This is a genomic window from Pseudomonas sp. MDT2-39-1, assembly GCF_054898085.1.
Genome location: NZ_CM142716.1, coordinates 254,900 through 274,597 on the forward strand (window position 1 = coordinate 254,900; position 19,698 = coordinate 274,597).

Here is a 19,698-nt window from a genome sequence, read left to right on the forward strand (position 1 = left end):
TTTTTCCTCAAGCAATAGCCTGCGCCAGGCCGCTGATCGCAGCACATGAGGAAAAACCATGACTGAACCTGTAAAGCCTTACTTTTTCGACGAGGCGGAGCGTGCGTCCACTGCCAAACAGCCCGGTGACCGAGAAAAAGCACTGAATTTCACACTCGCCGACCTGAAATGGTTGAAGCACGTTTACCTGGCCACCCACGCTGCCCGCATTGCGCAAAAAGACCCTATGCACGTCTACCAACTGTTGCTGAAGGTGACGGGCACACCGGATATTCAATTGGCCGGCGCCTTTGCCATGAGCCGGCCTGACGATGCAGAGGTCACGCTCTACACACCGAGGAAAGGCTTGATCAAGTTTGCGGACATGACCGACCTCAAAAACAAGCTCAAGGAATGGCTGGCGCAGGCTACAGCGAAGCGGGAGCTGTTGCGCTTTCTCTCCATCGAACAACGCAGCGTTTTACCCGCCGCCACCGCACCCGATGTTTCCACCAAAGATATCGAAGGTGCGGTATTTCAAGACCAGCAACAGAACCTCGATCGCAATCAGGAACAGAACATCAAGACGATGAAGGATGAGCTGCTCAAGACGCCAACGCTGCAATCGTTGCTGGACGACACCCTCAAGCACGCGTTGCACAAAGCATTCCCCACACTGGACCAGCGCCTGACCAAATTGAAGAGCTTCATGAAGACCGTCTCAGCCTTCGACGGCAACGAAGACCAGCACACGATTTCGTCGATACCGCTGAGCGATGCGCTTCTGCATTTCTACCTGACCAACCACTGGCCCGCTGGCGATTCAAGAGTCTTCGCCAATCCCGAGCATAACGTGAGCAGCGACGCTGATAACCAGGCATGGGAAAGCGCGGTGAAGGAGATCGCGCAAAGCTTTACGCCTCATCTGCACAGCCTGCTCGCCTTGTTCTGGAACACCTCAATGAGCATTGGCTTGTCACGTCTGGATTTTTTCACCGAAGGCTTGCGCGACACCTTTCACACAAAGCTTCTACACCAGCGCCAGAACGGTATTTTAACGACGCAGGACTACCTGCAACTGATGAAAGTCAGCCTCTCGCCTGACGCGCACGATCCGCTTCGCGTCGAGAAAGTGCGTGTGACTGCGCCCTTCAAGCACTTTGCCGAGCTGGCCTCGACCTTGATGATCGGGGGCACCAACACCTTGGATTTTCTCTACACCCCCTCCAGAGGGATCGAAGCGACGAGCAATCTGCCGGCGGTCAAAAAAATCGTGCTGGAGATGATGAAAACCGAAGGGCATGAAGACACGCTACTCAATTTCATGTCGCTGGACGAACGCGCCACCTTTCTTGCGTTGGAGCCGGTTGAGCGCCTGATTGAAGGCAAACCGGTCATCGGCCCGGTGTTTAAACATTTGATGGTCGACATTCTTGGCAAGCAGCAGGACAACCTGTCCCATGCGCTGAGCCGCTTGCGCGAAAGCGCAGGTACGATCAACCCCCATGCCTTGCTCGACAGCGCACTGGATGTACGGGGATTGATCGATGATCGACTGCTGACTCCCGAACCTTCGGGGCGCTGGAGTATACGCGTGGACCGGGGCGGGAGCGCACGACCGGCCACCGTGCGTGCCGAGTCGGCCAAAGAGGAGCTGTCGCTGCTCAATGCTGTCGAGCAGGCGCTTGATCTCCTTCTGGAAAAACACCCGGCCATCTCCACGGCAACCCGCTCGATCGCCGACGCGCAGCGCGTACTGGGCCACTCCGTGGCGAGCTTGCAATCGAGTTTCACCCACACCCTGTCAACCGCATTGCGCAGTGAATTGAAGCTGCGTGCCGTCACGCGCACCTTGGGTGCGACGGAACAGGCCATCATCAAAACCGTGCTTGATAGCCCGATACACCTGCAGCGAGCGGCATTGAACGGCTTTTTGCCGGAGGTATTTTCCCTAGTGCTGAAGGCCGGCGACGCAACGGCCCCGTTGAAACTGGCCAGTTGTTTTGTGCTGACTGAGCGAGGTGGCCTGGACCCGGTGCATTCGGGCAAGGCGATTTTGTGGACGCCAGCGCTAGGGTTTGAAGCCTTCAAGGCGTTGACACCGTTGCTGACCGAACTCGGAGGACGCCTCGCAGACGTCAACCTTCGCTCAACGCTCCTGGAGAACCTTGGCCGCAGCGAGCGATTGCCTGGCAAGACTTACACGTTGGCGCCCCTGCAGCGGGTCTATGGGCATTTTCTTGACTATCTGCAAAAACCCTATGTGCACCTGGACCAGTCGTGCCTGACCAACGCGCTGGCGACCAAGCTCTCCGCCACGCCGCTGACCAGTCTCCTGAATCTGGTGGCGCTGCGTAAGCCGATGACAGGGCTCGACCGTGCGGTAGACATTGCGCGGTCACTGACGACGCAACAAAAACTGCCGGCATGGCTGGCCCAGGCGCCCGTCAACGATCTGATTCTGCATGCCGAGCTGCTTCAGCAATACCTCAACAACGTTAAAGACGACCAGGATTACCTGACCGGAATACGGTCACTGCAACGCACGGCACACCACGAACTTGAAAAACAACTCAAGGCTGCCACCTTCAACATCAATCCGGACAACGTCCAGGTCCAGATCAGCGCTCGCCCCACGTCTGCCGCCAGAACCCAAACCCTGACTGACTTTGCATTGACTCACCTCAATGAGCTGGATCACCTCCATTTCAAACTGGTGTCGCTGGATACCACCGTGATTCCCGAGGGCATGGACGAACGCTACATCAAGGACCTGATACGAAATCTGAAACCGGGCGAGCATCAGCAGAAACTAGTAAGCGACGCCTTGGCTGACACCCAGGCGAACGCGGACCGCAGGAAGCGGTTTTACACTCAATTACCTTGGCAGTTGATGCATTACGCCCATGCAGAACATCTGCAGGAACGTCTGAGCAAGACCGGATTTGATCTGATCCGGCAAGTCATGGACATGCCAGACGCTATTGCCCGCGCAGCCGTCGACGGTGCTCACGCGATCATCCGTCCGCTTGAGTTTTTGGGGATCAAGAGTGACCAGACAATCAAAGTGCCCGGTGTTTATCTGATCGGCTCATCGGCTGATCGCGCGGCACCCCAGGTGCTTGTTGCACCTCACAGCCCTCGACACGGGGTTAAGGAATATGAAAATGAAGCGCAACTGCTGGCAGAACTGAAGACCCGCGGACCGTTGCTCGACTGGCTACTGCTGAATCTGCCGCAGCCCGAGCGGATACTGCTGGAGACCCGCATGGCGACCACCCATCGCCGTGTTGCCAGAGCCGAGCCGAAGAACACGGGTCATCTCTCCACCGTGACTACGCTGGCCTCCAATCCGATCAAGGGGAACCTGTTCAAACATCTGCTCAATGACAACGCCGCGTTGCTGGGCCGATTGCTCGGTTGCCAGTCCGATGACAACAAACAGGGAGAATGGGCAACCATCAAGCATGTACTGGGCGAAGACCTGCACGCGGCCTATTCGTATTTCATGGGCAAACTCGCCTACCCGGAGACGGTGTGGCGCAGTTACCGCGATATCAAGCAATCCGCCGAAGACCTGCAAACCCATAAATGGGGCGGCGCCATTAAAGAGTTCATCAGCGGCATGGCCGAACTCTCTACGCTGCGCCAATCACTGGGGAATGAGACATTGCTGCCTTCGACACCCGCCACACCGGAGACAGAGACAGAGACAAAAACACCCGATACCAGGCTCAAATGGCAGGACATCGACGTCACCGCCCCCGAACGCACGAAATTGAAACGCCATGAAAGTATTAATGTCGATCTGGGTTCGCTGACATCAGACGCAAAGCTTGGGCTCTACACCCATCCAACGACAAAAAAACAGTACGGGCCGGTTGAAGGAAAGGTGTATCCGGTCATGAAGTGCGGTACCCACTGGCGCATCGGCGACACGAACACCCGTGGCCCGCTTCTGCGCCAGAACGGATCGAAACAATGGGTGCTTGATGGGCCGAAATCCGCGCCCCGCTTCAGCTTGTTCGGACGATGGGAGACCGCGCGATCAGTTTTTGAGGGCATGAACGTCGATGCCACAGGAATGCCCGCCATTCGTCGCAAGTTTCCGCAAAAGGCCCGCCAGATCGACGAAGCGCTGGACCTGGCAACGACTTATGCGTGGAACAGCTATCGAAATCTGCAACTGCTGAAGACTTCCGACGGCAAGGTCACTCCCGTGCATCAACTCGTCATGGATTTCATGGGTGTGCAGGAAGTGCTGCCGGCGCATGTCGAGAAGATTGAAAAAGTCGTCGGCGACGTTTTCACCGCGCTGCTGGAGCCATCACTCAGAAAACCGAAGTCCAGTCGTTTTGCGGTCGGCAGACTGACCGAAGACGCACATAACACATTTGCCTTCATCGTGGCTTCAGACGCCAACCGGAGAATTCACCTCGCGGAAAGATTCTTCGATCCCGGATTCGAACTTTACCGCCAACACCTGACCGACGCGGCCTTCCCTATCCACACCCATGCCCGAGCAGTGACCTTGATTCATGAGCTGTCGCACATGGCCTGTAAAACCGAGGACATTTCTTATCTCGATCCCGGCAGACCGTTCACCGAGCTGATTGGAACAGCCACTCCCCCGGCAACTGAACTCAAACGCGCCTTAACCGACGCTCAGACCACGGCACTCTCGATCAAGACGCCGTTGACCCAGCTGTTTATGACCCAGGATCCTGATACCGGTGTGTGGGAGGATCCAGGCAGTACGTCTTATGAAGATACGGATCGGGTGAAGGCGCATATTCTGGCGTTGACTGGCTCAGAAAACCTGAGCGGTGCCCGCCACACTTTCAAGAAAGATCCACTGGTCAGGCTGGCCGTGCAGCTAAGTAATGCTGACAGCGTCTCCTGGTTGGTCAGTCAATTGGGGCGCCAACTGCACGTCAGCACGCCCTGATGTCAAAAATAATTCTCAATTGATGGTTAATTGCCATGACGGCTGTTCTCGCATGCTTCCCCTCAAGGTTAGAATGCAGGAAATCAGGATGAGTCAATGACCGACAATTCTCTCTCGCAAGCCGAATATGACGCCATCACCGATGCCGCTGCGCACTGGTGCATGCGTCTGCACGCCGTCGACTGCACCGCCGAAGAGCGGATCGCCTTCGAACAATGGCGTGAAGCTCATCCGCTGCATGCGTTCGAGTACGAGGCCATGCTGGAGATCTGGGAAGTCGCGGGGGATTTGCCGCGCCCCGAAGCCTTCCCATCGGTTGCCCGCTTCAAACCTGCCACGCCGTGGCGTACGGTCGGCATTGCCGCCGCCGTTTGCGCCCTGGCGTTGCCGCTGGCGGCGTACAGCGGCTGGAACATGGGCTGGCTACCGAATTCGTATCAGCACTTCGACGCAAGTGACACGGTTCGTCAGGTCACCCTGAGCGATGGCAGCCAGGTGGAACTGAACCTGGGCAGCGAGCTGACCTTCAGCAACTACAAGGATCAGCGCCGGGTCACGCTGGAAAAAGGCGAAGCCTTCTTCAGCGTCAGCCACAACATGGCTCGCCCATTTATTGTCAGGGCAGCGGACGGCAGGATTCGGGTCACCGGGACCAAATTCAACGTCTGGATGTATGAAGATCAGGTGCGCGTTAACCTGATTGAAGGGTCGGTGCTGGTCAGCAGCAACGACGATCTTCCGGGCGACGGCTTGCGTCTCGGGCCGGCGATGCAGGCACGCTATAAACACGGCGACTTCACGCCGCAGATCAACCAGACCTACCCCAACGACAATTCCCTGGCCTGGCGCAGCGGCAAACTGGTGCTCGATGATCTGGCGCTGAACGACGCACTGCCGTTGATCAACCGTTATCTGAACAAACCGATAATGGTCGCTGACTACAGCACTGGCACGATTCGTCTGGGTGGCATCTATAACATCAAAGAACTGAACAACCTGGTGGCTTCCCTGCCCAAAGTGTTGCCGGTCTACCTGACCCGTAACAAGGAAGGTAATCCGGTGCTCAATTCGATCCCGCAACAAACCCCCAAAAGCTGAAAAGGCCGCAACCCTCAGCGGGATGCGGCCTTATTATTGCTTGAACTACACTCTTCTTACTGAGCGGCCACCTTCCCGGCTTTTTCATCCTGCTCGCGGATCGTCTGCGCCTGGTACTGCGGATCCGCGGTGATCTGTTGCTCGGTGAATGGCAACGGGCTCAGCTGCTTCTTCGAAAACGCCAGGGTCTGGTCCCGGGAATACTTCGACGTCGGGTCGCTGGACAACGAGAAGGCCAGCAGACCTTGAGCGTGCGGCCCCTTGTCATCAAAGGTCACCACCTGCAAATAGCTGGTGCCGCTGACGACTTCGAGTTTGCCATCGGTTCTCGGCACACTCTGGATAGCGTTGTACACGCCCAGCGTGCCCGGCCCGCCGTGGATCGGCGTCTGTTGGCCGCCGCTACTGACCACCTGAATGTCGCCCCAGCGGCTGTCATCCTTGAGCCCCAGTTTTTTCACCTGTTCCACCGACGCCAGCATCACCTCGCGAATCGCCTTGAGGACCTGCGGATTATCGAGCGCCAGCCCACGTGGCGTGTGCTGCGGGTCTTTCGGGTCGAACGCCACTCGCCAGATGCCCGGGACTTGCTGCAACGGTTCCATCACATTCTGGAAGTGAACAAAACCGAGCCCGCTGTCCAGATTCGCGCTGCGATCCCACGTTTTGAGGCTCGCACACAACGGAGCCAGCGCTGCGGCATCGGCGCCCAGATCACCGGCGCAAACTTGCAGCAGGTCCGGCATCACCTGCCCGGCCTGGTACACCTGATCATCCATCACCATCCGTTGCAAATCCGCCGCCGAGACCGGGCCAGCCTTGCTCAGCGTGCTCAGCCGGTCCAGGGCGAAACGTGAGCGCAGTCCCAGTGGCTGGCCTTCCTGACTGATCAGGGGCGAGAAACCGGTGAGCGGTTGCGCCGGGTTGGCCATCCACGCCGAGTCGTTGGAGTGTTGTACGTAGTCCTTGCGCAGCAGTTGCGGCAACTGGTCCGCCGCATAAATACCTTTTTGCGCCGCGTTCGGGTCGTTGTCCCAGGCACAGGCGCTGTTGGAACCGTCGAGGACGATCATCTGCACCCCGGCGTGCGGGTCGCTGCACTTGGCCAGTTTGTCGGCACTGACGTTCGGCACCACCGACAGGTTCATGTACAGCGTCTGTCCCTGATTATCTACCGCCAGGGTGTTGACCCACGGGATGCCCTGAAGCTCTTGCACCGAGGCCTGCAAATCTTTGAGGCTGGCGGCCTGGTTCATGGCGTACCACTGCTGCAACACCCGGTCGTTTTCCAGGTTGGCATCGCGCAGGCTGTAGGCGTATTGCTTGTCCCAGTCGAGTTTGCCGGGCCACTGCACGATCGGGCCGAATTGCGAACTGTAGACCACATGGGACAACGCCTGGGTCTGGCCATCGGGTTGCTTCACGCTCACCGTCACGGTCTGCTTGTCCATCGGCAGCGACTTGCCGTCGAGCAGGTAGCGGGTCGGATCCTTGGGATCAAGTTGCAGGCGATACAGGGTGAAATGCTTGGACGTGTCCACGGTGTGGGTCCACGCAAGGTGCTGGTTGAAACCGATGTTGATCATCGGCAGCCCCGGCAACGCTGCGCCCATCACATCCAGCTTGCCGGGAATGGTCAAGTGCATCTGATAGAAGCGCATCCCGCCAATCCACGGGAAATGCGGGTTGGCCAGTAACATCCCGCGGCCATTGAACGAACGCTCGCTGCCAACCGCCACCGCATTGCTGCCGCGATCCAGGGCAAAGCGCTGCATGCGCGAAGCCGCTACCTCAAATGACGACGCGTCGCCGGCCACTTGGGCGACGTCTTGTGGTGGCGTGGCGCCGGCCAGTGCTTCGGCGAACTGCCCTACTCCGCCTTCGACCAACAGACGGCGAGTCAACTTGACCAGATCCTGCGAGGTGATGTCCCGTACCCATTCGCCCTGACACTGCTGCGGCAAACCCTGTGCGCGACGTTCGCGCAGCGAGCGGTTGTACCCCGCGACATAACCTTCCACCAGGTCACGCACTTGCGGGGTCTGCGCCTTCCAGAATCCGGCGACGGCCTCATGGGTGTTGAGCCAGGTGAAGAACAGATCGCTGACCTGGTTCTCGCGCTCCTCGACCGTCAGCTGATCCGGGCCGAAATAGCGCGAACGTTCGCCATTGACGGTGACAATCTCATTGGCCAGCAAGCACAGGTTGTCCTGCGCGTAGGCGTAACCGATGCCATAACCGAGCCCACGCTCGTTTTCGGCACGAATATGCGGTACACCGAAACTGGTGCGGCGAATGTCGGCGCTCGCCTGCTCGGGCGTACTGCGCGCGTTTGCCCCAAGACTCAGCCCCACCAACATGCCCGCAAGGCTCAACCTGGTTAATTGCCTGGAAATAATCACGCTCGCTCCTGATCGAAAAGACAAACACCCTGCGTCAAACACGCACCGCGCCTCCCCCTAGGAACGAAACCCACGACAAAAATTTAGGCCCGCAAAGGCGCTTTATCCGGCCATCTCACAGGCCTGTGACGCGACGGTGACGAATTTTCTACATTCGAGCCTTCATTATTTGTCGTGCTCGTACGTCTTATTGAATGAGAGCACCCATCACATTTCCTGGCCGGCTCGGAAAAGGAGTTTTTGCATGTACAACTCGCAACTGCCAACGGACGGTGGTAACGCGCCAAAGGGCTCAGCCATGGGCGCCGGCGTCTTCAGTCAACGGGGCGAGCGCAATGGCAACGAACGGATCAGATTGCTGCTCAAAAGCTTTGGTCTGCGAACCAGCCTGATTCGCCTCAAAGTCATCGACGCCTTGCTGACCGCCGCCGAAAGCGAGCGCAGCCTGGGCGTGCGTGGGGTGCACGGCCATTTGCTGGACCTGGATATTCCCCTGTCCTTTCTCAGTGTGCGAGAAGTGTTGAAACGCTTGTGCAGCGAAGGCGTGATCACGCTCAATGCGGACAAAAGCTACAGCCTGCATCCAGACGCTGTAGCCATGCTTCATCGCGACTGATCAGCTCAAAGGTGCGTCGCTCAAGCTTTGACCTTGCGACGCATCACGCCATTGATCACCACCACGACCACCGCCACGCCGATGGCGATGTACTGAAACAGCTTCTCGCTGATGACGCCTGTGTTTTGCAGATACGAAAGACCGAACATGATCCCCAATACCACCAGGGAGATCAGAATCGAGTATTTCAAACGTTGCGATTGAGTCATTGCGAGTTCCTGAACCTGAAAAATGTATCCGGCTTGTATCCGAAAGCATGCCAAGCCCCTACCTGTGTGCGGGAATGGGACGCTGCAAACGGGGTCTCATGTTACAGCCGATGAAGAGATTTGGCTTTATTGCGGCGATAACCATGAGGATTTTCAAATGTTCCGTCGAATCACACTGCTGATTCCCCTGCTCGCTCTGCTGACCCTGAGCGGCTGCATCGTTTTCCCCCACGGCGGCTGGCACGGCGACCACCATTACGATCGCGGTGGACCGGGTTACTACCAGCATCGATAACGGTTGCTCAGGTCATAGAGCGTAATTAATTGAACATCCACTCGTAAGAAAAGAAACTTATCCAATCACAGCTGAACAAATGCCCGCCCTGTTGCGGGCATTTTCGTACGTGCAATTTCACTTCTGTTTTTCTTCCCTCTCCACATCGAAACCTGGCGAAAACTATTGAAGCTTTCAGTCTTAATAGTCTGTTTGAGGTATTCATACTCGTTTGATTATCTTGGCGCATCGCAATAAGACCCGTTATTTAACTTCAGGAAGAAGAACAGGGATGCCATGCACAAACCTCTAATAAACATCAGTTCCTATCATGTGTTCGGCTTCTGCCTTGCCATTACGCTGTTTGAACTTCTGACTTATATGGCCAGCGACATGATCATGCCCGCGATGTTGACCGTCACGGATGAACTGAATGCCAGCGCGCGTCATGTTCCCTACGCCTTCAATCTCTATCTGGCGGGCGGCATTCTCCTGCAATGGCTGATTGGCCCGCTGTCGGATCACTTCGGTCGTCGCCCGATGCTGCTCATCGGTTGCGCGGTATTCGCCCTGGCCTGTGGCGCAGCGTTTAGCGTGAACAGCATCTATGCGTTTAACGGCTTGCGACTGATTCAGGGCATGGGGTTGGGGTTTGTTATCGCGGTGAGTTATCCGGCCTTGCAAGAGGTGTTCTGCGAAGCCGACGCGGTAAAAATCATGGCGTTGCTGGGGAACGTTGCGCTGCTCTCTCCGTTGCTGGGACCGTTGCTCGGTAGCCTGTTGCTGGAATGGCTCTCCTGGCGGGAGCTGTTTTTGCTGCTGGGCATCGGCGGCATGCTGGTCTGGCTCGGGCTTTACGTGTTCATGCCAGAAACCGTGGGGACTTTGCGCCATGACGGCCAGCGACTGACCGCGGTGCCGTTTGAATGGCGCGGCACCCTACGCCGTTATGCTGCGTTACTCGGCAACCCGCGATTCCTCAGCGCCTCTGTTGCGCTGGGGGTCATGAGCCTGCCCCTGATTGCCTGGATCGGACTGGCGCCGCTCCTGCTGATCCACAATCAGGGACTTTCACCCCTGCAGTACGGCCTGTGGCAAATCCCGGTGTTTGCAGCGGTCATTCTCGGCAATTTGATACTCAACCGACTGATTGCCAACACTGAACTGCCGCAACTGATTCGATACGCGCTTTGGCCGTTTTGTGGCGGGCTCATCACCTTGCTTGTCATCGGTTTCTATGGCGCTGCAACACCCGTACTGATCAGCGTCCTGGCGCTGTACGCCGTCGGCCTGGGCATGAGCAATGCCGCTCTCTACCGGCTCGCGCTGTTTTCAAGTGACGACAGTAAAGGGCTGGTCTCGGCCATGATCGGCATGATTTCCATCGCCGTCATGGGCGGCGGCGGGTCACTGATTGCGGCGGCCGGCGCCGGCGACAGCCACGAATCCTTCGCCCTGATGGCGGGTATCGCAGGGCTCATGTGCCTGCTGCCCTTGCGCCTGTTTCTGCGGCGTTCCCACCTCCCGCTTGCTGCCTGACCCGATAGGTCCTTTGATGATCCAGTTACCCCACACCGATGCGCTTTGCGCGTTAACGCAACCCTATTGCCTGGATTCCGTGCCTGAAGGCCTGTTCGACCGGGCCATGGCGGAAATCAGCCTGTTTCATTGTCACCACACGCCTGGCTATGAGCGCTGGCTCAACAGCAACGGTCTTGATGCACAGGACCTGGAGACGCTGGATGACTGGTCAAGACTGCCGCCGATTTTCGCCAACTATTTCAAGCGTCACCTGTTGTACGGCCCCACGGGCGAAGGCGCGCTGGAACTGACATCGTCCGGCACCAGCGGCCAGAAAAGTCGCCTGCGTTATGACCCGCGCAGCATGGCCGCTGCCCAAGGCATGGTGAGCCACATTTTTCGCCATTACGGCTGGGACACTCCGCACAGTCCCTGCAATTACTTGCTCCTGAGCTATGAACCCAAGGCTGCGATTACCTTGGGCACCGCCTACACCGACCAGTTTCTGTGCAGCTATGCGCCGGTCAACCGTATCGCCTACGGATTGCGCCTGACCGGCAACGGTCATGAGTTTGATCTGTTTGGGGTGATCCACGCCTTGCAGGCGTTTGCCGAAGAAGGTTTACCCGTTCGCATTCTTGGCTTCCCTGCCTTCCTTTCCCACGCGTTGCAGCACATGGAAGACACCGGCGTAGCGGACCTGAAGCTGCCGGCCGAGTCACTGGTGTTTCTCGGTGGCGGCTGGAAAACCCAGGCGGCGCAGGAAATTCCATTGTCGCAATTGTATGAGCGGATCAACCGCCAACTGGGCATCGACCTGGCCCGCAGCCGGGACGGCTACGGCGCTGTCGAGCATGCAGTGCCTTACATCCAGTGCGCTCACCAGCATTTTCATGTGCCGGTTTATTCGAAGGTCTTCGTGCGCAATCCAGCCGATTTCACCGTCCAGCCCTACGGCCGGCGCGGCTTGCTGGAGTTCGTGTCGCCCTACATTTCGTCCAGCCCCGCGCACGCCGTGGTCATGGGGGATCTGGCGACGTTGCACCCCGGTGCAAGCTGCGGGTGCGGCTTGAAGACCGACTGGTTTGAACTGCATGGACGCGCCGGCACGACCGCCAGCCGAAGCTGCGCAATGGCCGCGTCTGAACTGATTGGAGGGATCTGATATGTACCTGATCAATGGCGAACTGCGTGACGATATCACCCTCGAAGCAGCGCTCGATGAGCTGCACCGACAACTGCCGCGACTGCTGAATACACCGATCGACAGCGACACCGTGATCGACGCAGCGGCCCGTTTCATCCTGCAATTGCAGGCTGGCAGGCTGGATGTGCCCCTCGACAACGATCAACGACTGGGGCTTGTCGAGTTCTGCCAGCGCAGCAACCTTGGCACCAAGCTTGACCGAGAGCTGGGTGTGCAACCGCGTTCGCTGCGGCGTATCGATTACCGGCAAGCGCGTTTTGAAAGTTGGCACCCGCTGGGTCTGGTGTTGCACGTGACGCCGGGCAATGCGCCGATGCTGGCGTTCTGCGCAGTCCTGGAAAGCCTGCTGGCCGGCAACATCAACTGGCTGCGCCCCAGCTCCAGCGATGAAGGATTGACCGCCCGGTTACTCGCGGCGCTGGTGCACTGCGACACCAGCGGCAAGCTGGCTGATTTCATTGCGGTGCTGCCAGTCGGCACTGCTCAGATCGCGCAACTCTGCACCCACGCCGATGGCGTCGCCGCCTGGGGCGGTGAAAAGGCCCTCAAGGCGATTCGTCAGCAAATCCCGGCCGGGTGTCGCTGGATCGATTGGGGCCACAGGATCAGTTTCGCTTACCTGTCGCCCGACGCGGCGAGTCCTTCGACGCTGGACGCGTTGGTGGATGAGGTGTGCAGTCTCGATCAGCAAGCGTGTTCCAGCCCGCAATGGCTGTTGGTGGACAGCAGCGATCCGGCGGTTTTGCGGGACATGGGTGAACGTCTGGCTGAAGCCTTCACACGCCGTGCCTCACAATGGCCAGCGCTGGTACCGACAGACCAGGAAGCGTCGGAGATCACCACCCGCACCGCCATGGCGAAACTGGAACATTGCTTTGCGAACCAGACCGGCCAGGTCTGGGCCGGCGAAGGATGGCGAGTCATCTGGGATCACCACCAAACGCTCGCACCGTCACCGCTGTTTCGTACGCTGCTGCTCAAACCCGTGCCGCAACACTTGATCGCCGAGACGCTATTGCCTTGGCGCACGGTCCTGCAAAGCTGCGCGTTGATTTGCGCTCCGGCAGAGACGCCTGGGCTGGTGCGGACGCTGGTCAACGCCGGCGTCACGCGTATCGCGCCGTGCGGGTTGATTCATGACGGCTACCCCGGCGAGCCCCACGACGGCGTCTACGCGCTGTCACGCTTCAGTCGCCGCCTCTCGGTGAGTCTGGCACCGGAGGTTGTATCTGGCCGGGCTACGCTCGATGCGCTCCCCTCCGCGCCCGATACACGTCATGAACCGATCATGGACAAAAACGCGTTCACGACCCAGCCGATCAACGCCGCGGCACAGTTGTATTTTCGCTCCGGGGGCAGCAGCGGTACGCCAGCCCTCGCCGGGTTCAGCTATCTCGACTTTCAACAGCAGATGCGCGCTGCGGCTGACGGGATGTTTGCCGCCGGCCTCGACCCGTCAACGGATCGGGTGATGAACCTGTTTTACGGCGGCAGCCTGTATGGAGGCTTCTCCAGCTTCACCAAGGTCCTGGAACAGATGGGCGTCACGCATTTCCCCATGGGGGCGCCGCACCATGATGACTTCAGCGAAATTGCGCAGATGATCGTTGATCACCGCGTCACCGTGCTGATCGGCATGCCAAGTACGTTGCATCGCTTGTTTTTCAACGAACAAAGCCGACTTCGCGCGTACGCCGGCATCGGCAAAGTGTTCCTTGGCGGGGAGCACCCCGGCCAGGCCAGCCTGCGCCTGATGGAAAGCTGCGGAGTCTCGACGATCCGCTCGGCGATCTATGGCTCGGTCGACGCCGGCCCGTTGGGGCATGCCTGCACGGCAACGGCAGACGGCGTCTTTCATTTGATGTGCGATACCCAGCATCTGGAAATCGTCCATCTCGAACACGATGTGCCAGTGCAAGCCAATGAGATCGGCAGACTGCTGTTTACTTCCCGGGCCCGGCAAGGCCAGGCCGTGCGCCGGTATGACGTTGGCGACACCGGGCGCTGGATACCCGGAGCCTGCCCTTGTGGACTCGACTCTCCGCGATTCGAATTGCTGCAGCGCCACGGCAAGCTGATACGCATGGGCACGGAATTCATCTCACCGTTGGCGCTGCAGGATTGCGTCGGAATGCCTGTTCAACTGGTCCTGGACCACGCCCCCGATGGCAGGGAACGGCTGAAGGTTTTAGCGAGCCTTGCGGCCGAAAAGGTTTATGAAAAGTTATTGACCCATGAAGCACTGGCCAATGCCGTGAACGCTGCGCTTTTAACAGTGGAAGTTCATGAGTGTGCTGAATCCGGGTTCACCAGAAACAAACACAGCGGAAAAACACCTTTGGTGATCGACAACAGAAAATAAACAGCTCGTTTGTCTTTCAACTATCAACTCGCCTGATAAAAAAGAGATCACAGTGAAAACAACTTATTCGCTTGAACAACTCGTGCCATACATAAGGCAACACTCAAACTTTTACCGCACACACCTGAGCCACTTACCGGCAGCGGGTATTACTTTAAAAGACCTGCCGCTGACCAACGTGGCCGACTATTGGGCTGACAGTAACGACCTGAATCATTGGCCTGTGCTGACCGGCAATGTCGATGACGCGCTGGTGTTTAAAACCGGCGGATCGACCAGCCACGGCAAACTGACGGTTTACTCGACCAGCGAGTGGCAGGCCTTGGTCAGTACCTTTGGATACAGTGTCTCCTCTCAACTGGAGAACGGCGACAGGGTCGCCAACCTGTTCTTTTCCGGCGATCTTTACGCCAGTTTTCTGTTCATCCACGACTCGCTCGCGCACGTCAAACGGTCCATCTGTGAGTTTCCGTTCACCGGCGAAGTCAGCATGGACGTCCTGGCCGATGCGATTGATCAGCACCGGATCAATGTGCTGGTCGGCGTACCGGCTCAGTTATTACGCTTTGCGGCGTACCTGACTCAGCATCAACGGGTGCTGTGCGGGGTTGATACGTTGCTGTACGGCGGCGAAAGCCTGTTCGCCCCGCAGTTGGCAATTCTCAACCAGGTGTTTCCCAACGTGCGCATCGCCTCAATCGGCTATGCCAGCGTCGATGCGGGCCTGATCGGGGCCACCGGCCGCGACTGCGCTCTGGGCGAGCATCGGGTGTTTGAACCTCAGACCCTGCTGGAAATCGTCGATGAGCTCACCGGTGAAATCATCGACGAATGCGACCGCACCGGATTGCTGGTAGTGACCAATCTGACACGCCGGCTCATGCCACTGCTGCGTTATCCCGTGGGCGACCGCGCCTGCTGGCGTGAGCCTGAAACCACCCCGATGCGCAAATTCGCCCTCAAGGGGCGCAGTGCCCATAGTCAGCGAGTGCGGGTGGGGTCGATGTCGTTGTTGATCGACGAAATACAGCAGATTGTCCAGCGCGTTGCTGACACTGACCAATGGCAATTGCGCATCGAACATGACGGCTACAAGGACATCGTGAGTGTGAAATGGGTGCCTGACGCTAAAGTCGCGACCACCGCTACGATGTGCCTGGCGCTGTATGAAGCGCTTGTGGCGCACCACCCCGCGCTTGAGCATCTGAATCGCGAAGGGCTGCTGGAGTTACGAGTGCTGTCCTGCACCGTCACCGAACTGAAGCTTCACCCTCGTTCGGGCAAGCAGATGCGGGTCCTAGACTTGCGCACCTATGACGCTTCATCGCTGGAGACTGCGTGATGTCTCATCTGATTTTTCGACGCTATCGTCCTTGCGACGCCCGCGCCGTGAGCCAGTTGTTTCGCGAGGTCTATGGCGATCATTACGTTCAACCGGATGTTTACCTGCCAAGCATGATCAGCCAGCACATTGCCGACGGCCGCTGGAAATCGATGCTGGCGGTGGACGACGTACGGGTTCTCGGGCATGCCGCGTTGTGCAGTGAAGCGTCCCCGCAGAATGCGGAACTGGCCCTCAGCGTGGTGCATCCCGCCGCGCAGGGGCACAGCATCGCGACCCGGCTGGGCCGAGAGTTACTGTTGCAGGCAGGGCCGCTGGGGTTTACAAGCGTCTTGATAAAACAAGTGACCCACCATCCCTACACGCAACGCATGGCCGCAAACATTGGCTTCCACAGCACGGGAGTGCTTCCCGACTACGTTCCTTCGCCGTTCGCCGAGCCGCACCCGGAAACCATCGTGATGGGTTGCTACCTGGTCGAAGGCCACGCGCACCCGCTCCCCGACATTCCCTGGCCCGAGCGTTACCGGGGGTTTATGCAACACCTGTGTTCGCTGTTCGGGACCCATCCGGGAACGACAACACCACCTGCGATGCCCTTACAGATCACGCAACACCATCACCGTTTCGACATAGTCATTCACCGCCTGACCAAGCGCCTGCTCGAACAGATACGGCAATTACCCGGACACTGGATGATCTCGACCCAACTGGCGTTGTCGCAGCACTTTGCCGAGGACCTGCACAGCTTGACGCGGCTTGGTTTCACCTTCACCGGGTTGATGCCCAAGCCCGGCAGTCATGGATGGTTCGCCCTGTTTCATCGAGGGGCACAGCCTCGGCACCTCAACCTGCATTGCCCCTACATGCAACAGTTGCACGACGACTTGCAGCGCAACACCGAATCACTGGGCAGCGCGCGCTCAGCCGCTTGAGTCTTTTCTGTGAAAGTCATTGCCCGGCTGCGCGCAAAGCTCCACGAGCCAGTCGACAAACACCCTCACCCGCCGGGACAACTGGCGGTGTGGGGGATAGAGCGCCGTCAATGGCATCCCGGGTGGCGGAGTCGCTTTGAGCACTTCACACAAACGGCCTTCGTTTAACTGTCGGGCAACGTGGTAGTAAGGCGTCTGGATCAGTCCGTAGCCTGCCTCACACGCCGCCAGATAGCCGTCGGCACTGTTAACCGACACATGCTTGGGCAGATCGATCAACTGAATCTGGCCGTCGACAACGAACTCCAGCCCGTAACGCTTGCCGGTGGTGCTGGAGAAATACTCGACCATCAGATGGCCCTCAAGGTCGGCCAGATGTTGAGGCGAGCCGTGGCGTTGCAGGTACTCCGGGCTCGCGCAGGTCACCTGGTCCAGCATGACCAGCGGCCGCGCCACCAGCGAATCATCCAGCGCCGAACCGCCGCGCAACACACAATCGACGCCCTCACGGATCAGGTCGACAGGTCGGTCATTCAAGCCAATATCCAGCTCGATCAGTGGATAACGACGGGTGAATTGCGGCAATGCCGGGATCACGATCAAGCGGCCGATCCCGGACGGCATGTCCACTCGCAGCAAGCCTTTGGGATTGTGGTGGGCGGCGGAAAACACCGCTTCGGTTTCCTCCAGGTCAGCAAGCAATCGCACGCAACGGGGGTAATAGGCGGCACCGTCGAGGGTCAGGCTGATCTGCCGCGTGGTCCGTTGCAACAGTTGCACACCAAGATGCGCCTCCAGTTGCTTGATCAGGATGCTCACCGACGCGCGGGGCAACTGCAGGCTGTCCGCCGCTTTGGCGAAGCCGCCCAGCTCGACGATTCGGGTGAACACGCGCATGGCGTTAAAACGGTCCATTGTCAGGTGATCCAAGTGATTATTTAGAAATTACGAACAGTGAAAGCAGTTTTAGCCGGTTTATCTTGTTTCTGTCGAGGTCAACACTCGGGGCTTACACCACAGGGAGTTGATTTCATGCAAACACGTCAATTGGGCAAAAATGGCCCGCAGGTTTCTGCCATCGGTCTGGGCTGCATGGGCATGACCGATTTCTACACGACCGGTGTCGATACCCGCGAAGCCACCGCCACCCTGCATCGGGCGCTGGAACTGGGGATCAACCTGCTCGACACCGCTGACATGTACGGCCCGCACACCAACGAAGAGCTGATCGGCAAGGCGATTGTCGGCAAGCGCGAGCAGGTGTTCCTGGCCAGCAAGTTCGGCATCGTCCGCGATCCGTCCAACCCCGACGCACGGGGCGTCAACGGTCGACCGGACTACATTCGCAAGTCTATCGACGGCACGCTTAAACGCTTGGGCGTTGAAACCCTGGATTTGTATTACCAGCACCGGATCGATCCGCAGGTGGCCATCGAGGAAACCGTCGGCGCCATGGCCGAGTTGGTGAAGGCCGGCAAAGTGCGTTACCTGGGGTTGAGTGAGGCGTCGGTGACCACGCTGGAACGTGCGCACAAGGTCCATCCCATCAGCGCGCTGCAAAGTGAGTATTCGCTGTGGAGCCGCGATCAGGAAGAGAACGGTTGCCTGGCCGCGTGTCAGCGCCTGGGCATTGCCTTCGTCCCTTACAGCCCATTGGGTCGAGGCTTTCTGACGGGTGCATTGAAAAGCCCGGATGACTTCGCCGCCGACGATTACCGTCGCTTCAGCCCGCGTTTTCAAGGGGAAAACTTCGCGAAAAACCTGTTGCTGGTGCAGCAAGTTCCGGCCTTGGCAGCCGACAAAGGTGTGACGGCAGGCCAATTGGCATTGGCCTGGGTGCTGGCGCAGGGTGACTACCTGATCCCGATTCCAGGGACCAAGCAGCGTAAATACCTTGAGGAGAATGTTGCCGCACTGGAGGTAAAGCTCAGCCGCGACGAATTGCACGCGCTGGAAGCGATCTTCCCGGCCAATGCCACCGCAGGATTGCGCTATCCAGAGGACGTGATGAAGTTGCTTGACCAGTAACCGACGCCTGGCCCACCCGGTCTGAGTGGGCCAGCACTACCGAATGTCAGGCCTTGGCGCTGACCCCACCATCGGTAGGTGGCACCGTCGTCCCATTGCCCTTGCCGTAAGTCTGCAAGTTCTGCAATACGTAGATCGCCGTCTTGTATTCCGGGATCAGGCCAGTGGCGTACTTGTCGCCCCTGATACTGTTGTTCTGGATGGTGTCCAGTTGCGTGGCGAAATACTCCAGCGCATTGAATTTTGCATCCGGGTCATTCTGAACCCCGAACCGGTCAAACTTGTCACCGGCATTCATTAACGTCATCCACGTAGTATCGGAAATCAGGCCTTTACCTCTAAGGAAGGCACTGAGCTTGCCCAGTTGTTTGGCGGAGACATTTTCCGGGTCGAAACCTTTTACGTTTCGGTGGATTTTCATTGCATCCATTTTCGCCGTGCTCAGCGCGTTTGGATTGGTCCACACCAGTGCCAGCATCTGCTTGATCCTGGCGCTTTGCGTTACAGGCTTGCCGCCGCCCGTATCTTTAACCAGTAAACCTGCCTTGGACGTCCAAGCCCCGGCATAGCCGATAGTCATGACTGCACTCCCGACTGCCTACAACCATTTCCGGTTTTTACAATTTTCGTACATTTAAGATACAAAGCACCAAGTGCCTTTATTCATTGGTCTAGACCAACTTTCCAACATTGGTCGACACAACTGATTCGGCTCGTAATGCGTCCTGAACAGTGCATTTGTATCCACATTGACACCCTTCAGGGGCTGACCGTCCG

At 58.2% G+C, this 19,698-nt stretch carries 14 protein-coding genes; 10 read left to right on the plus strand and 4 right to left on the minus strand.

The features are described from left to right. The first annotated feature begins 58 nt into the window (after nt 1-58). Both ACYZTM_RS01205 and ACYZTM_RS01210 read left to right on the plus strand, forming a co-directional pair. Nucleotides 59-4,927 (plus strand): dermonecrotic toxin domain-containing protein, encoded by a 4,869-nt coding sequence (locus ACYZTM_RS01205; RefSeq protein ID WP_461986486.1) that lies wholly within the window; start codon nt 59-61, stop codon nt 4,925-4,927. 96 nt (nt 4,928-5,023) lie between these two features. After that, nucleotides 5,024-6,025: a FecR family protein gene (locus tag ACYZTM_RS01210; RefSeq protein ID WP_131058664.1), complete on the plus strand. Its 1,002-nt coding sequence runs from the start codon at nt 5,024-5,026 to the stop codon at nt 6,023-6,025. Between the two features lie 56 nt (nt 6,026-6,081). Here ACYZTM_RS01210 and pvdQ read toward each other — a convergent pair whose 3' ends face one another. Further along, the gene (pvdQ, locus tag ACYZTM_RS01215; RefSeq protein ID WP_461986488.1) at nt 6,082-8,427 is read right to left on the minus strand and encodes a bifunctional acylase PvdQ; all 2,346 of its coding nucleotides are present in this window, start codon (nt 8,425-8,427) and stop codon (nt 6,082-6,084) included. A 244-nt stretch (nt 8,428-8,671) separates the two neighbouring features. On the opposite strand from pvdQ, the gene ACYZTM_RS01220 reads away from it, so the two are divergent. Next, entirely contained in the window at nt 8,672-9,043 is a 372-nt protein-coding gene (locus ACYZTM_RS01220) for a fe2+ zn2+ uptake regulation protein (RefSeq protein WP_461986490.1), read from the plus strand. A gap of 20 nt (nt 9,044-9,063) precedes the next feature. Here the strand turns inward: ACYZTM_RS01220 and ACYZTM_RS01225 are convergent, their stop codons facing one another. Next, the gene (locus ACYZTM_RS01225) at nt 9,064-9,252 is read right to left on the minus strand and encodes a hypothetical protein (protein WP_131058667.1); all 189 of its coding nucleotides are present in this window, start codon (nt 9,250-9,252) and stop codon (nt 9,064-9,066) included. 157 nt (nt 9,253-9,409) lie between these two features. On the opposite strand from ACYZTM_RS01225, the gene ACYZTM_RS01230 reads away from it, so the two are divergent. The 6 genes from ACYZTM_RS01230 to ACYZTM_RS01255 all read left to right on the plus strand — a co-directional run bounded on the left by ACYZTM_RS01230 (nt 9,410) and on the right by ACYZTM_RS01255 (nt 16,893). Then, on the plus strand, nt 9,410-9,547 hold the full coding sequence (locus ACYZTM_RS01230) for a hypothetical protein (RefSeq protein ID WP_165557409.1): 138 nt from the start codon (nt 9,410-9,412) through the stop codon (nt 9,545-9,547). Between the two features lie 276 nt (nt 9,548-9,823). After that, complete coding sequence (locus ACYZTM_RS01235; protein WP_461986493.1) at nt 9,824-11,065, plus strand: MFS transporter; 1,242 nt, start codon at nt 9,824-9,826, stop codon at nt 11,063-11,065. Between the two features lie 16 nt (nt 11,066-11,081). Continuing rightward, nucleotides 11,082-12,212: a LuxE/PaaK family acyltransferase gene (locus ACYZTM_RS01240; RefSeq protein WP_461986495.1), complete on the plus strand. Its 1,131-nt coding sequence runs from the start codon at nt 11,082-11,084 to the stop codon at nt 12,210-12,212. Between the two features lies 1 nt (nt 12,213). Continuing rightward, nucleotides 12,214-14,616, plus strand: coding sequence for an aldehyde dehydrogenase family protein (locus tag ACYZTM_RS01245; protein WP_461986497.1), 2,403 nt, complete (start codon nt 12,214-12,216; stop codon nt 14,614-14,616). 52 nt (nt 14,617-14,668) lie between these two features. Then, nucleotides 14,669-15,958, plus strand: coding sequence for a phenylacetate--CoA ligase family protein (locus ACYZTM_RS01250; RefSeq protein ID WP_461986499.1), 1,290 nt, complete (start codon nt 14,669-14,671; stop codon nt 15,956-15,958). Then, nucleotides 15,958-16,893 (plus strand): GNAT family N-acetyltransferase, encoded by a 936-nt coding sequence (locus ACYZTM_RS01255; RefSeq protein WP_461986501.1) that lies wholly within the window; start codon nt 15,958-15,960, stop codon nt 16,891-16,893. The genes ACYZTM_RS01250 and ACYZTM_RS01255 overlap by 1 nt, the downstream gene beginning before the upstream one ends. Here the strand turns inward: ACYZTM_RS01255 and ACYZTM_RS01260 are convergent. After that, the gene (locus ACYZTM_RS01260; RefSeq protein ID WP_131058673.1) at nt 16,882-17,808 is read right to left on the minus strand and encodes a LysR family transcriptional regulator; all 927 of its coding nucleotides are present in this window, start codon (nt 17,806-17,808) and stop codon (nt 16,882-16,884) included. The genes ACYZTM_RS01255 and ACYZTM_RS01260 overlap by 12 nt on opposite strands. Nucleotides 17,809-17,925: 117 nt before the next feature. Between ACYZTM_RS01260 and ACYZTM_RS01265 the strand changes: the two genes are divergently transcribed. Then, a complete protein-coding gene (locus ACYZTM_RS01265; protein ID WP_461986503.1) occupies nt 17,926-18,921 on the plus strand; it encodes an aldo/keto reductase in 996 nt (331 codons plus the stop codon). A gap of 46 nt (nt 18,922-18,967) precedes the next feature. Here the strand turns inward: ACYZTM_RS01265 and ACYZTM_RS01270 are convergent, their stop codons facing one another. Then, a complete protein-coding gene (locus ACYZTM_RS01270) occupies nt 18,968-19,501 on the minus strand; it encodes a hypothetical protein (protein WP_131058675.1) in 534 nt (177 codons plus the stop codon). Nucleotides 19,502-19,698 lie beyond the last annotated feature (197 nt).